Source organism: Stenotrophomonas sp. STEN225, from assembly GCF_056756445.1.
Genome location: NZ_JBRRBV010000008.1, coordinates 146,753 through 161,684 on the forward strand (window position 1 = coordinate 146,753; position 14,932 = coordinate 161,684).

The following is a 14,932-nucleotide window of genomic DNA, read 5'->3' on the forward strand; positions in this document are numbered from 1 at the left end:
GATCCTCCGCGCCACGTCTGGAACATCGAGGAAAAATTTTGCGAAATCAACCAGTTGGGTTCCGTGCATGAGCGCCCCGTCCACCCCGTCGGCCACCATCGCGCGCGGCACGCTGTACATCGTTGCCGCCCCTTCAGGCGCCGGCAAGAGCAGCATCGTCAACGCGACGCTGGCCCGCGACCCGCAGATCGCCCTGTCGATCTCCTTCACTTCGCGGGCCATGCGACCGGGTGAAGTGAACGGTGAGCACTATCACTTCGTCACCGCAGAGAAGTTCGAGCAGATGATTGCTGCGGGCGACTTCTTCGAGCATGCATGGGTGCACGGAGACTGGAAGGGCACGGCGCGGCAGTCGGTGGAACCGCAGCTGGCGGCCGGCCAGGATGTGCTGCTGGAGATCGACTGGCAGGGCGCGCAGCAGGTCCGGCAGCTGGTACCGGGCACGGTCACCGTGTTCATCCTGCCGCCGTCCAAGCAGGCCCTGCAGGACCGCATGCGCAAGCGTGGGCAGGACAGCGAGGCGGTGATCGCCCAGCGCCTGGGCGCCGCCCGCGACGAGATGCTGCACTTCAATGAGTTCGACTACGTCATCGTCAACGAGGTGTTCGACACCGCCGTGGACGAGCTGTGCGCGATCTTCACCGCCAGCCGCCTGCGCCGCGAGGCCCAGAAGGTCCGCCACGCCGGGCTGATCCAGGCCCTGTTGACCCCTGATCCGGGCGCAACTGACTGATTCCAGAAGAATCGGGTGAGGGTTGGCTTGATTTTGTCCAACCCCTGCCGGTACACTCCGTCCCCTTTCCCTCATTCGACTGAGCGGCCGACCGGTCGCCGGGAGCCCGTATGGCCCGCATCACCGTAGAAGATTGCCTGGAAGTCGTTAACAACCGTTTCGAGCTGGTCATGATGGCCTCCAAGCGTGCCCGCCAGCTCGCCAATGGCGTGCAGGCCACGCTGGACAACAGCGAGACCGAGGACAAGCCGACCGTGCTGGCGCTGCGCGAGATCGCTGCCCGCAAGATCGACAACGCGCTGATCGACGAAGTCGAGAAGGCCGAGCGTGAGCGCGCCGAGCGCGAAGCGCTGGAGTGGGCCGCCGCGGAAGTGGTCGCCGATGAAGACATGTCCAAGAACGACGATTGATCGCATCGATCAACGTCATCGCTGGACACGCCGAACAGCCCGCCCCGTGCGGGCTGTTTCGCATTCAGGATTTGCCGTAAACGTCGCGCTGGAATAGGCTTCGGGCATGAACCCAGGCCCCACTGCCAAGGTCGCCGCAGCCCCCACTGCCGCCGTACCCGACTACGTCCTCCAGCTTGAACGCGCCGCCCATTACCTGCCGCCGGAGCAGCTGCCGCTGCTGCGCCGTGCCTGGGAAGTCGGGGCCGCTGCGCACGCTGGGCAGACACGCAAGTCGGGCGAGCCCTATATCACCCATCCTGTGGCGGTTGCGCAGGTGCTGGCCGAGCTCGGCCTGGATGTCGAAGCGTTGATCGCCGCGATCCTGCACGACACCATCGAGGACACGCCGCTGACCCGCGAGGCGCTGGCCGCCGAGTTCGGCGAGCCGGTTGCCGAACTCGTCGATGGCGTGACCAAGCTGGACAAGCTGAAGTTCCGGGACCGCCAGGAAGCTGCCGCGGAGAGCTTCCGCAAGATGCTGCTGGCGATGTCGCGCGACCTGCGCGTGATCATGATCAAGCTGGCCGACCGCCTGCACAACATGCGTACGCTGGGCGCCCAGAGCCGCGAAGCGAGGAGCCGCATCGCCCGCGAGACGCTGGAGATCTACGCGCCGATCGCGCAGCGGCTGGGCATGAGCCTGGTCAAGAGCGAGCTGCAGAACCTGGGCTTCAAGGCGTTGTATCCGTGGCGCCACGCGATCCTGGAAAAGCACATTCGCAGCCAGCCGGTGGTGCGCCGCGAGGCGATGGCGCAGGTGGAAGTGCAGCTCTCGCAGCGACTGGCGAAGGAGGGCATCGAACACCGCCTGGTCAGCCGCATCAAGACGCCGTGGAGCATCTACAACAAGATGCGCGACGAGAACAAGAGCTTCGACCAGGTGATGGACGTGTTCGGGTTCCGCCTCGTAGTGCGCAGCGTGCCCACCTGCTATCACGCACTGGGCTCGGTGCATGCCACGTTCAAGCCGCTGGACGGTCGCTTCCGTGACTTCATCGCCATTCCCAAGGCCAACGGCTACCAGTCGCTGCACACCGTGCTGTTCGGACCGTATGGCTCGCCGATCGAGGTGCAGATCCGTACCGAGGAAATGGACCTGATTGCCGAGCGAGGCGTGGCCGCACACTGGACCTACAAGTTCGGTGGCGATTCGCCCAACAGCGCGCAGAGCCGTGCCCACGCGTGGATCGTCGAGTTGATCGATTCGCAGCGCGCGGCCGGCTCCTCGCTGGAATTCCTCGACAACGTGAAGGTCGACCTGTTCCCGGACGAGGTCTACCTGTTCACGCCGAAGGGGAAGATCCTGGCCCTGCCGCGCAATTCCACCGCGCTCGATTTCGCTTACGCCGTGCATACCGATGTCGGCAACATGGCGGTGGCCTCGCGCGTGGACAAGAAGCTGGTGCCGTTGCGCACCAAGCTGGTCTCCGGGCAGTCGGTGGAGATCATCACCGCGCGTTCGGCCACGCCCAAACCGCAGTGGCTGGAGTTCGTGGTCACCAGCAAGGCACGCACCGCGATCCGCCACCAGCTCAAGCAGCTGGAGCACGAGGACGCCGTGCAGCTGGGCCACCGCATGCTTGACCGTGCGCTGGAGGCGATGGATTCCTCGCTGGAGCGGCTGCCGAAGGGGCGCCTGGACGCATTCCTGGCCGAACACCGTTTCCCGCGCCTGGAGGCGCTGCTGGCCGAAGTCGCGCTCGGCAACTGGATGCCGACCCAGGCCGCGCAGGCGCTGATGGCCTATGCGGAACTGCGTGGCGGCCCGCATTCGCGCCACCACTCGCAGGAGAAGATCCTGATCAATGGCAGCGAGCGCGGCGTGGTCACCTTCGCGGGCTGCTGCCAGCCGATTCCCGGCGACGACATCATGGGGTACCACACCGCCGGCAAGGGCATCGTGGTGCATCGCATGGACTGCCCGAACCTGGCCGAGCTGCGCAAGTCGCCCGAGCGCTGGGTGCTGATCGGCTGGGATACCACCGTTTCCGGTGACTACGACACCTCGCTGGTGGTGGAGGTGGAGAACGGTACCGGCGTGCTGGCCCAGCTTGCCGCCGCGATCGCGCAGAGCCAGTCCAACATCGAGCGCGTGGATTATCTGGATCGCGACTTCAACGCTGCCGTGCTGGCGTTCAACATCCAGGTGCGCGACCGCAACCACTTGGCCGAGGTCATGCGGCGCCTGCGCCGCCTGTCGGTCGTGCAGTCGGTGCGCCGCCAGTAAAGCCACGCCATGCGTGGATGGTTCTTGTGGAGCCGAGCCCACGCTCGGCTGCTCTTGCCTGAAGCAGCCGAGCATGGGCTCGGCTCTACGGATGGCGCATCGCAGGCCCGGATTGAAGTAGATCCACGCCATGCGTGGATGATATTCCGTGCACACGATGCGCGAGGTCGGATCACGCCGCCTGTTCGCGCCAATACGCATGCAGCGCCGGGATATCCCCAGCGGTCAGCAACGGCATCGCCGCCTTGATCTGCGCCAGCGGCCACTCCCACCACGCCATTTCCAGCAACCGCGCGATGTCCTCCGCTTCGAACCGGCTGCGCAGCACCTTGGCCGGGTTGCCGCCCACGATGGCGTAGGGCGCCACGTCGCGGGTCACCAGTGCCCGGCTACCGATCACGGCACCATCGCCAATGCGCACTCCCGGCAGGATCATCGCCTCGGCGCCGATCCACACGTCGTTGCCGATCACGGTGTCACCGGCTGGCCTGAAGGCGTCATTGGCCGCGGCAAAGGCCGACTCTTCCTGCATGTAGAAGAACGGAAACGTCGATGCCCAATCGTGCCGGTGGCCCTGGTTGCCAGCCATGATGAAGCTGACGCCGCTTCCTATCGAGCAGAAGCTGCCGATGATCAGCTTGTCCACGTCGTCGCGATCAGGCAGCAGGTAGCGCGCGCAGTCGTCGAAGCCGTGCCCGTGGTAATAGCCGGAGTAGTAGCTGTAGCGGCCGACGAGGATGTTGGGGTTGGTGACCATTTCGGTCAGCAGCTTGCCCTTGAAGGGGGAGTCGAACACGTTTGCCATGGCTTGGTCCCACAGGAATCAGCAGCCAGTCTACGGATGCGCCCGGCCCGGAGACCATGGGTGGATGGTGCACCGGTAGCGCCGGGCCATGCCCGGCGAGCGCGCCACGCAGCATGAACCAAACGTCGCCGGGCATGGCCCGGCGCTACCGGGTTGCTACAATCGCCGCTCTGTTTTCCAAATGCACCGGAGCGACCATGTCCCGCCAGATCATCAACACCGAAAAGGCGCCTGCCGCCATCGGCCCTTACTCGCAGGCCGTGCGCGCCGGCAACACCGTGTACTTCTCCGGCCAGATCCCGCTTGATCCGGCGACCGGCGACATCGTCGGTGCCGGTGATGTCGAAGCCCAGGCCCGCCGCGCGTTCGACAACCTCAAGGCCGTGGCCGAAGCTGCCGGCGGTTCGCTGGACCAGGTCGTGCGCCTTGGCCTGTACCTGACCGACCTGGGCGAGTTCGCCAAGGTCAACGCGGTCATGCAGGACTACTTCCAGGCTCCGTTCCCGGCCCGTTCCACCATCGAAGTCTCCGGCCTGCCGAAGGGCGCCAACTTCGAGGTCGACGCGGTGATGGTCATCGACTGACGCCCCCGTGGCACGCAAGGCGGCGGTCACTCCGGTCCTGTCACCGTCCGGCGAAGCATCCCTGGCGATGCTCGCCGGCGTGGGTCCGGCCGTGGCCGCCAAGCTGCAGGCGCGTGGCCTGGCCACCCTGCAGGATCTCTGGCTTCACCTGCCGCTGCGCTATGAGGACCGGACCCGGCTGACCCGCATCGAAGACCTGCGATCCGGCGTGCCGGCACAGGTGGAAGTGCGCGTCGTCGCGGTCGAGCGCGGCATGCGCTACCGGCCGATGCTGAAGGTGGCGGTCGAGGACGAGGGGCAGGGCACCCTGGTGCTGCGCTTCTTCCATTTCCGCCAGCAGCAGGTCGGCCAGTTCGCGGTCGGCAACCGCCTGCGCTGTTTCGGAACGCCCAAGCCGGGCCACCTTGGCCTGGAAATCGTTCATCCCAGCTACCAGGTGCTGGGGCGCAACGATGATCCTGAACTTGGCGACCGCCTCGATCCGGTGTATCCCACGGTGGAAGGTGTGGGCCCGATGACGATGCGCAGGCTGATCGGCCAGGCACTGGATCGCCTCCCCGAAGAAGCCGCGCTGGAACTGCTGCCCGTTGGCTGGCTCGATGGCCTCGGCCTGCCGTCGCTGCGCAGTGCGCTGCTGACGGTGCACCGGCCGCCACCGGATGCCGACCTGGCCGCGCTGGCCGCCGGCACCCATCCCGCGCAGCGCCGGCTGGCGATGGAAGAACTGCTGGCGCACCACCTCAGCCTGCGTCGCCAGCGCATCGCGCTGCAGGCGCATCATGCGCCGCCGCTGGCCGGCCCCGGTGCGCTGGCCGAGGCGCTGCTGAAGCAGCTGCCGTTCGCCCTCACCGGCGCGCAGGCGCGCGTATTCAAGCAGATCCGCGAAGACCTCGCGCGACCTCGTCCCATGCTGCGGCTGGTGCAGGGCGACGTGGGTTCCGGCAAGACAGTGGTGGCCGCGCTGGCCGCCATGCTGGCGGTAGAGCAGGGCAAGCAGGTCGCGCTGGCCGCGCCCACCGAACTGCTGGCCGAACAGCATCTCAACAACCTGCGCGGCTGGCTGGAACCGCTGGGCGTACGTATCGCCTGGCTGGCCGGCAAGGTCACCGGCAAGGCGCGCGCGAAGGTGATGGAACAGGTCGCCAATGGCGAAGCGCAGGTGGTGGTCGGTACCCACGCGCTGATGCAGGAGGCGGTGGTGTTCCAGGACCTCGCCCTGGCCATCGTCGACGAACAGCACCGCTTCGGCGTGCACCAGCGCCTGGCGCTGCGCGACAAGGGCGCCGGTGGCAACAGCGTGCCACACCAGCTGGTGATGACCGCCACGCCGATTCCGCGCACGCTGGCGATGTCCGAGTACGCGGACCTGGACGTATCGGCCATCGACGAACTGCCGCCGGGCCGTACGCCGGTGCAGACCGTGGCCCTGAACAACGACCGCCGGCCGGAGCTGATCGAACGTATCGCCCTGGCCTGCGCGGAAGGACGGCAGGTGTACTGGGTGTGCACGCTGATCGAGGAAAGCGAAGAGCTGGATGCCACGCCCGCACAGGCCACCTTCGAATCGCTGCAGGCGCTGCTGCCGGGCGTGCGCGTGGGGCTGGTGCACGGGCGGATGAAGGCCGCCGAGAAACAGGCGACCATGGTCGCGTTCAAGGCCGGTGACATCGACCTGCTGGTGGCGACCACGGTGATCGAAGTGGGTGTGGACGTGCCCAATGCCTCGCTGATGGTGATCGAGAACGCCGAGCGTCTGGGCCTGGCCCAGCTGCACCAGCTGCGCGGTCGCGTCGGCCGCGGTTCGGCGGTGTCGCGCTGCGTGCTGCTGTACCAGGCACCGCTTTCGCAGATGGCGCGCGAGCGTCTGCAGACCATGCGCGACACCAACGATGGCTTCGTCATCGCCGAGAAGGACTTGGAACTGCGCGGGCCGGGCGAACTGCTTGGCACGCGGCAGACAGGCCTGGCCGGCTTCCGCATCGCCGATCTGGCACGCGACGCCGGCCTGCTGCCCGGCGTGCATGACCTGGCCGAGCGCCTGCTGGCGCAGCAGCCCGCACTGGCCGACCGCGTGGTCAAGCGCTGGATCGGCGCGGCCGTACGCTACGCCTCGGCCTAAGCGACCTCTGTGCGCTGCGCGCGGGAGTCGAGCATGGCTCGACTCCACAGACAGCGCCTTCGATCATTTCCATGTTCATCCACGCATTGCGTGGATGTGTCGACCACGGTCGACACCTGGCAGAGCAGAACGCCGTTCCGACAGACCGCGGGAAACTGTCGAAGGCGGGGTGGGTCCGGTTGCGGGGGCGTGAGCGCCATGGATGGCGCGACCGAGCTTACATGGACGTACTTGCAGGGTCCCCCGCAACCGGGCCCACCCCGCCATCCCACAGAAAACCAGCTTTCGCCGTTGCTCTGGCGTTTGCCGTTGATTCGGCGGGTGCAGGGCACAGCCCTGCCAGAACCCCCATACTTGCAACGGTCATCATCCCGGTCCACACTTCGTTGCCGATCTGAAGACGGCAACGATGACCCACAAGATCCCCCTGTTGATCGACACCGATCCCGGTGTGGACGACGCCCTGGCCCTGCTGATGGCCTTTGCCGATGAACGGCATGACGTGGTCGCCCTGACCATCGCCGCCGGCAATGTCGGCCTGCAGTACACCGTCCGTAACGCCCTCAAGCTCTGCGACATCGTCGGCCGTCCCGACGTGCCGGTGTTTGCCGGCAGCCCCGATCCGCTGCTGCATCCCTCCGTCGATGCCGCGCATGTGCACGGCCGTGATGGCTACGGCGATGTCGATCTGCCACCGCCGGGCCGACAGGCCGAAGCCGAGCATGCCGCGCTGGCGATCCTGCGCCTGTCGCACAAGCATGCCGGCGAACTGATGCTGGTGATGCTCGGCCCGCTGACCAACCTGGCGCTGGCGCTGAAGCTGGACCCGACCCTGCCTCAGCGCATCAAGCGCATCGTGGTGATGGGCGGCGCGGTCACCTGCCACGGCAACATCACGCCGGCGGCGGAGTTCAACATCGCCTTCGATCCGGAAGCGGCGCACGTGGTGTTCACCGCATTCAAGCACCTGCTGGTGTCGGACTGGGAAGCCACCGTCGCCCACGGCCTGCCGCTGCAGCAGGCCGAGACGTGGCTGCAGGCCGATTCGGAGCGCGCCCGCTTCTATGAGCTGATCTCGCGCAAGACCCGTGGCCTGTCCGAAGACAGCAAGGGCGGACGCTGGTACACCGCCGATGCCTTGGCCATGGCCTGGGCGCTGAACCCGGAAGGGCAGCTGCGGGTGGAATCGCGGCCGCTGAACGTGGAACTGAACGGCACGTTCAGTCGCGGCGCGACCCTCGTCGACTGGAACCGCCAGACCGGCCAGCCGGACAACTGCGACCTGCTGATGGCCTACGATCAGGCCCGCTTCGAAAGCCTTGTGCGGCAGGCACTTGGCGCAGACTGAGCGCGGATCCACGCAACCGGTTGCCCCAAGGGGCGGCCGGTGCTTATAATGCCGCTCTTGACCACCAGCCCATTTACGGTGTGAGCCCATGAAGGCCGATATCCATCCGAACTACCGCGACGTCGTCTTCCATGACGTCACCTCCGATTTCAAGATCCTGACCCGCTCCACCATGGCGACGAAGGAAACCATCCAGTGGGAAGACGGCAACGAATACCCGCTGGTCAAGGTTGAAATTTCCTCGGCTTCGCATCCGTTCTACACGGGCAAGCACAAGGTCATCGACACCTCGGGCCGCATCGACAAGTTCCAGAAGCGCTACGCGCGCTGATCTGTCGATCCCGCTCCGAACCGACGGCCGCGCTCTGCGCGGCCGTTTGTTTTTCCCCGGCGCCTGCCCAACAGGCGTTTGGATGGACAGAACACTGCGTTCGCGTGACAACGCTTTTGCCGATCCGGGCCACTCGCTGGCCGGGTTCCGGCCGCCTGCCGTCTACGACTTCCGTCTAGCACCGGGCAAATGCTGCTGTGCGATAATGGCGTGATCCACGACACAGGTCGTGGACGTCATTCACGTGCCTGACCAATGCGCTTGGGCAGGCGCCTTCCCATGAAGGAGCGCACACAGTGTCCGATCTTGATCAGGTCACGCTCAACGCCGGCGACACGTCGGTCGTTCTGCCCGTCATCAAACCCACCCTTGGCAACGACTGCGTCGACATCGCGAAGCTGACCAAGGAAACGGGGTACTTCACCTACGATTCCGGCTTCACCGCGACGGCCAGCTGCAAGTCCGCCATCACCTACATCGACGGCGACAAGGGCGTGCTGCTGTACCGCGGCTACCCGATCGAACAGCTGTCGGAAAAGTCGAGCTACGTCGAAGTGGCCTACCTGCTGATCAACGGCGAGCGTCCGAGCGCCGAGCAGCTGAAGGCCTTCACCGATGAGCTGGCTGCCGAGGCCAACGTCCCCGATTCGATCAACACCCTGATCGGCAGCTTCGCCAAGGATGCCCATCCGATGGCCATCCTGGCTGCTGCGATCGCGCAGCTGTCGGCCGTCTACCACGACGCGCTGGACCTGTCCGACGCCGAGCAGCGCCGCCAGGCCGCCGTGCGCCTGATCGCCAAGGTGCCGACCCTCTCGGCGCTGATCTACCGTCACGGCAAGGGCCTGCCGGCCAACACGCCGGACACCTCGCTGGATTACGTCAGCCGCTTCCTGAAGCAGACCTTCGAGTCGGCCGACGGCCAGTACGAACTGAATCCGGACGTGGTCAAGGCGCTGGACCTGCTGTTCATCCTGCACGCCGACCACGAGCAGAACGCGTCCACCTCGACGGTGCGCCTGGTCGGCTCGACCGGTGCCAATCCGTATGCGTCGGTTGCCGCGGGCGTCACCGCGCTGTGGGGTCCGGCCCATGGCGGTGCCAACGAAGCCGTGCTGAAGATGCTGGAAGAAATCGGTTCGGCCGACAACGTGGAATCGGCCGTGCTCAAGGCCAAGGACAAGACCTCCGGCTTCCGCCTGATGGGCTTCGGCCACCGCGTCTACAAGAACTTCGATCCACGCGCCAAGGTCATCGGCGAGATGACCAGCAAGGTGCTCAAGCAGCTGGGCGTGCAGGACCCGCTGCTGGACGTGGCCGTGAAGCTGGAGCAGGCCGCGCTGCAGGACGACTACTTCGTCGCCCGCAAGCTGTACCCGAACGTCGATTTCTACAGCGGCATCATCTACAAGGCGCTGCAGATTCCGACCGAGATGTTCACCGTCATGTTCGCCCTGGGCCGTACCTCCGGCTGGGTGTCGCATTGGCTGGAACAGCAGGTCGATCCGGAAATGAAGATCGGCCGTCCGCGCCAGGTCTACACCGGCAGCGACGTGCGCGACTACCAGGGCTGATCGCCCCGCAACCGCAACGTGGAAGAACGCCCCCGCAAGGGGGCGTTTTTTTTTGCCCATGCCGTGGTCGTGCCCTGGTCGGAGCAATGCCGAAAGCGTCGCATTCTGCTGGTCACGGCACGCGCGATGCGTGTGTGATGTCGCAGAAGTACGCGTAATCGGCAATCAAGAAACGTTGCATGTACACCGCAGGAGCCGATCAATACCTTGACCGCGCTGCTGGCAGGGCAGGTCCGTGCCGGCAGTGCTTCCATCCAGGAGGCAACCCAATCCATCAGAGAGAGAAACCATGTCGCACATGTTCAAGAAGGCCGCCCTGGCCGTGGCGCTCGCCGGCGCTTCGCTGACCGCGCAGGCCGCCGTGGAAACCAACATCACCGTGTGGGCGAACGTCGATCCGACCCTGTCCCTGCTCAAGGCCGACGGCACCGCGCTGCCGGACGCGGTGCAGCTGGTCTACCGCGCCGGCGGTGCCGGCCTGTCGTCGTGGAGCGAAGATGTGCGCATCTTCACCAACGACACCGAGAAGGACGTCAGCGTGCGCCTGGCGGCCGACGCCGTGCTGCGTCCCGACCTCGCCGCACCGGGTGCCATCAACGTGCCGCTGACGGTCAGCCTCAACGGCCGCGCCCTGGAGACCACCCCGATCGACTTCGCTGCAGACGATCTGTTCGACAGCGCGATTCCGGGTGCGTCGATCGCCATGCCGCTGCGCGTGCAGCAGACCGTGTCCGGCGAGATCAACTTCGCGGGCCTGTACAGCGGCACCGTTGCGCTGGTCGTGTCGCAGAACACCGCCGCGCCGTAATCCCCACCGCGCCGGCCCGTGCGCGGGCCGGCCGGCCATCGGTTGTCTCCCCATGTTGATACCTGCACCTGCCCACAGCCGGCTGGCGGTCGCGCTCGCCCTGACGTTGGCCACTCCGACCCTGCCGGCTGTCCACGCACGGCCGGTACCGGCCGGTTTCGAAGACCTCGCCAGCGGCCAGACCGAGCGTGTCGAGGTACGCCTGTTCGGGCAGTCGGCCGGCCTGTGGTCCGCCTGGGTCACGCTGGATACGGTGCAGCTGGACCAGCCCGCGCAGGTACTGGAAGCCCTGGGTCTCAGCGCCGATGCGCGCGACGCGCTGCAGGCGGCACTGGCTGCACCGCTGCCGCGCAACAGTCATCTGGCCTGTCCCTACGGCCAACCGGATCCCGGCTGCGGCTGGATCGACAGTCCGGACGATCCCGCGCAGGTGCACGCCATCTTCGATGAAAGCGACGGCGTATTGATGTTGTTTCCGGCACGCCGGTGGCTGCCACAGCAGAGCGCGCAGCGCTCGCCGTTCCACCAGGTGTCCGAGCAGGCACAGAACGCGCTGCTGCAGCAGCAGACCGTGAATTTCAGCGGGGGCGATGGCTATCAGGCGTTGAGCGTGCAGGGCAGCACGGTGCTTGGCGTGCTGCGCGATGGCCATGTCGCCAGCAGCTGGAACTACAGCCGCCAGGCGCGGCAGGGTTATCGCGCGCATGACCGCTTCCAGATGGACGATCTCTACTATCGCCACGATCTTGCCCAGCGCCACTACGTGCAGCTGGGCCGCATGGACCGGCGCAATCTGTCCAGCCAGCAGGGCGGCACCTTCGGGTTCGGCATGCTGCCGCTGGATCGCTTCGAGGGGCTGCGCGTGGGTACCACGCAGGCCTACGTCGATACCGACGCGAACGTCACCTCCACCCCGTTGACCGTGCTGCTCGGCCGTGATGCACGCGTGGATGCCTTCGACGGTGATCGCCTGCTGCAGACCTTCTACCTGCAGGCCGGTGTCAACGATCTCGATACGCGCCGGTTTCCGCTCGGCAGCTACACCGTCACCCTGCGCATCTATGAGGATGGCCGCTTCGTGCGCAGCGAGGAGGCACCCTTCAGCCGGGGCGGCGACTGGTCCGAGCGCAGCCTGCAGTGGTTCGTGCAGGGCGGGCGGCGTCGTGCGCATGCGACACGTGCAAGTGACATCGGCGATGCGTCCGACACGGCGGTACAGGCGGGGTTGCGCATCCCCCTCGCGCGGAACTACGGCATGACAGCGGGGATCGCCCGCGTCGGCGATACCGGTTACGGCGAACTGCGCCTGGAGGGACGCCAGCAGTTCGGGCGGCATGACCTGCAGGCGATGGTCGGCGTGCTGAGCGGAGGCGACGGCAGCCACGGCCTGCAGCAGCAGCTGAGCTATCGCCACTACGCGTCCTGGAACGTCTATCGGCAACGCCTGCGCGGCGGTGCGTGCCAGAGCAGCACACCGGTGCAGCACGACCGCTTCGGTTGTGTCGATGCGCTCAGTGCCTCGGTATCGGCGCCCCTGTTCGGCGGCAGCCTGTACCTGGGATACACGCGCCGGCGCAGCTTCACCCCGGAGTGGAGCCTGCCCGGCGAAGACGACGATGCCTGGACGGGCCTGCCGCCGGGCCTGCTGCCGCCTCATGTGCCGGCGCTGCGTCCTGCGCAGACCTCGCGCAGCCTGCAGGCCAGTTACAGCCGTACCCGGCAGTGGCGTGGACTGAGCATCGGCAGCCGGCTGGGGGTGTGGCAGCAGGACACCGACACCGGCAGCGGGCGCGGGCCTGCCCGTGATCGCGGCCTCTACCTGAACATTGCAGTCTCGCGGCTGCAGCGGATCGACGACGGCAGCGTGCAGCAGCGCGTGGCGCTGGACATGCGCCAGCCTCAGCACAGCCGCCCGGATGCCCGCCTGGGCCTGTCGCATTCGCTGCGGCAGGAGCGCGACGGCGACGCGCGCGATCTGGGCGCCGAGCTGAGCGCGTACAACGACGACCGCTACAGCGCGCTGGCCAGCGCCCGTATCGACAACTGCTTCGGGCAGAGCGGTGCATCGGTGTCGTACTACCAGCACCACGGTGGGGGTGAACTGGCCTACAGCGGCAACCACACGTCGGGGCTGTCGCTGTCCGCACGCGGGCTGCACTGGGGCGGCGCCCATGGCGCCGATGCCGGGGTAGTGGTCAGCGTGGACGATGCGCGCGATCTGGAGCTGAGTGGCGCGGCTGCCGACATCCGCGCCGGCAGCAACCGGCGCCGCATCCTCGGCTTCGGCGAGCGCCGGCTGCTGCCGCTGGGCGGCTACCAGCGTCACCGCGTGGACGTGCAGGACGCCAGTGCGCACGACAGCGACGCCGCAGTGCGTGTCGCCCGCCTGGGCGCGGCGCAGCACGCCTTCCTGCTACCGGGAAAGGTGATCGCGCTGCCGGTCACGCTGGACGTGACCTACACCTTCATCGGCAACGCACGCGACATCGCCGGTACCCCGCTGGAAGGCGCCCGCATCCTCAATGCGCCGGTGCCCTCGCTGGGCCGCGACGGCGGCTTCATCGCCGAGTTCCCGCAGCGCGAGCCGGTGCTCTACCTGCTGCGTGCAGGCGACCTGCTGCAGTGCCCGCTCACCGTGCGTGAGCGCCGCAGCGTGGTGCTGCTGGTCGGCCAGGTGCAGTGCGAACCGCTGGCGCTGGAGCAGTTGCCGGCACCGATCCGCCACCAGGCGCGGGTACAGCGCCTGTTGAACGAACTGGCCCCGGTGGCGGGGCGCAACGAACGCAACGTGATGAGTGGAGGTGCGCGATGAGGACCGCATGGAGGCTGCTGCTGGCCGCGGCCTGCCTGCTTGGCAGTGCACAGGCGCTGGCACAGCGCCCACCGGCAACGACGCCGGCCACCGGCGTGATCACCACCGACATCGTCCGCACCTTCGACCGCTCCGCGCCCGAAGCGCTGGAGCTGTGGGCGCCCAGGACCGTGCTCGGGTATGGGGAGGTGGAGCTGGGGTACGGGAAGATCCATTTGACGTGTGATCGAGACGTTGGACAAGGAAGGTGTCCAATGCATGACACTCAGGAGGGGCCGCTCGCTAGCAAGGACTTCACTCTCAGCTTTCGAGAGCAAAGAAGTGGACAAAGAATTGACCTTCGGACTGTCGCCTGGTTGGAGCGTGTGGAGTGGGAACGAGATTGCAGTATCGATTATTGGGATCAAGCCAAATTTCCGCTTTGGACATCCGCCAGTAATGATTGCCAGGTTCCTCCTGGAGGCACAGCAGCAAGATTGGTAATAGAGGATCAGGACGTCGCAGATCTCGTCGCCGGCCGCTGGACTGCAGAACTCCGCCTCAACCTGCGCATCGATCCTGACGGCCCGATCATCGCCACCCATGTGTTCCGGTTCGATCTGACCATCACCGATCGCGACCGCACCATGATCTACCTGCCCGAGTTCGGCATGGCCGAGCCGCTGGTGGGCCTGCAGCTGGACTACCGGCCGATTCCCTCACCCGGCACGATCGGGGGCACCGCCGTGCTGGACATGTGCCTGTACGACGGCATGGGCTCGCAGAGCGAGTATCTGGCCATCACCGCGCGTGACATGGGCCCCGCCGCGCCCGGGCGTCCGCCATCGCAGTACTCGGTCTGGCACCGCGACGGTGGGCGCGAGGCGCAGGACCGCCTGGACTACCAGCTCACCCTGGACCACAGCGGCCAGAAGATCGCCCTGCACAACAACGAGGAAGTGCTGCTGCGCGGCATCGATACCGCCGAGCTGCGGCTGGTGATGCTGCCCGACATGAACCAGTGGGTGTACTGCGTGCCCACGCCGCTGACCCTGGAAACCCCCCGTGTGCCGGCGTCCGAGAAACGCGAGGGCTACTACGACGGCCGCCTCAAGCTCGAAATGCGCCTGCCGACCGACCGCCTCTGACCTTCCCCTGGA

The 14,932-nt window shown here is 66.7% G+C and carries 12 protein-coding genes; 11 read left to right on the plus strand and 1 reads right to left on the minus strand.

The window, feature by feature from the left end:
- Positions 1–67: 67 nt before the first annotated feature.
- The 3 genes from gmk to ACVOJ1_RS10510 all read left to right on the plus strand — a co-directional run bounded on the left by gmk (position 68) and on the right by ACVOJ1_RS10510 (position 3,412).
- Positions 68–733: a guanylate kinase gene (gene gmk, locus ACVOJ1_RS10500; RefSeq protein ID WP_053519456.1), complete on the plus strand. Its 666-nt coding sequence runs from the start codon at positions 68–70 to the stop codon at positions 731–733.
- A 110-nt stretch (positions 734–843) separates the two neighbouring features.
- Positions 844–1,143, plus strand: coding sequence for a DNA-directed RNA polymerase subunit omega (rpoZ, locus tag ACVOJ1_RS10505; RefSeq protein ID WP_005410877.1), 300 nt, complete (start codon positions 844–846; stop codon positions 1,141–1,143).
- A 106-nt stretch (positions 1,144–1,249) separates the two neighbouring features.
- A complete protein-coding gene (locus ACVOJ1_RS10510; RefSeq protein ID WP_053519455.1) occupies positions 1,250–3,412 on the plus strand; it encodes a RelA/SpoT family protein in 2,163 nt (720 codons plus the stop codon).
- 172 nt (positions 3,413–3,584) lie between these two features.
- On the opposite strand, the gene catB is transcribed toward ACVOJ1_RS10510, so the two are convergent.
- The gene (catB, locus tag ACVOJ1_RS10515; protein WP_111186780.1) at positions 3,585–4,217 is read right to left on the minus strand and encodes a type B chloramphenicol O-acetyltransferase; all 633 of its coding nucleotides are present in this window, start codon (positions 4,215–4,217) and stop codon (positions 3,585–3,587) included.
- A gap of 197 nt (positions 4,218–4,414) precedes the next feature.
- Here catB and ACVOJ1_RS10520 point away from each other — a divergent pair, with 197 nt between their 5' ends.
- The 8 genes from ACVOJ1_RS10520 (at position 4,415) to ACVOJ1_RS10555 (ending at position 14,920) form a co-directional block, all read left to right on the plus strand.
- A complete protein-coding gene (locus ACVOJ1_RS10520; protein WP_053519454.1) occupies positions 4,415–4,801 on the plus strand; it encodes a RidA family protein in 387 nt (128 codons plus the stop codon).
- Positions 4,802–4,808: 7 nt separating this feature from the next.
- The gene (gene recG / locus ACVOJ1_RS10525) at positions 4,809–6,920 is read left to right on the plus strand and encodes an ATP-dependent DNA helicase RecG (RefSeq protein ID WP_346480386.1); all 2,112 of its coding nucleotides are present in this window, start codon (positions 4,809–4,811) and stop codon (positions 6,918–6,920) included.
- Positions 6,921–7,329: 409 nt separating this feature from the next.
- Positions 7,330–8,268 carry a nucleoside hydrolase gene (locus ACVOJ1_RS10530; protein WP_065175735.1) on the plus strand — a complete coding sequence of 313 codons (939 nt, stop codon included), beginning with the start codon at positions 7,330–7,332 and terminating at the stop codon, positions 8,266–8,268.
- Between the two features lie 88 nt (positions 8,269–8,356).
- Positions 8,357–8,599 (plus strand): type B 50S ribosomal protein L31, encoded by a 243-nt coding sequence (locus ACVOJ1_RS10535; protein ID WP_005410871.1) that lies wholly within the window; start codon positions 8,357–8,359, stop codon positions 8,597–8,599.
- 296 nt (positions 8,600–8,895) lie between these two features.
- The gene (locus tag ACVOJ1_RS10540) at positions 8,896–10,173 is read left to right on the plus strand and encodes a citrate synthase (RefSeq protein WP_053520043.1); all 1,278 of its coding nucleotides are present in this window, start codon (positions 8,896–8,898) and stop codon (positions 10,171–10,173) included.
- A 289-nt stretch (positions 10,174–10,462) separates the two neighbouring features.
- Positions 10,463–10,981: a CS1 type fimbrial major subunit gene (locus ACVOJ1_RS10545; RefSeq protein WP_065181680.1), complete on the plus strand. Its 519-nt coding sequence runs from the start codon at positions 10,463–10,465 to the stop codon at positions 10,979–10,981.
- Between the two features lie 52 nt (positions 10,982–11,033).
- Positions 11,034–13,793: a TcfC E-set like domain-containing protein gene (locus tag ACVOJ1_RS10550; protein ID WP_346480387.1), complete on the plus strand. Its 2,760-nt coding sequence runs from the start codon at positions 11,034–11,036 to the stop codon at positions 13,791–13,793.
- Between the two features lie 254 nt (positions 13,794–14,047).
- Positions 14,048–14,920 (plus strand): CfaE/CblD family pilus tip adhesin, encoded by an 873-nt coding sequence (locus ACVOJ1_RS10555; protein ID WP_346480392.1) that lies wholly within the window; start codon positions 14,048–14,050, stop codon positions 14,918–14,920.
- Positions 14,921–14,932 lie beyond the last annotated feature (12 nt).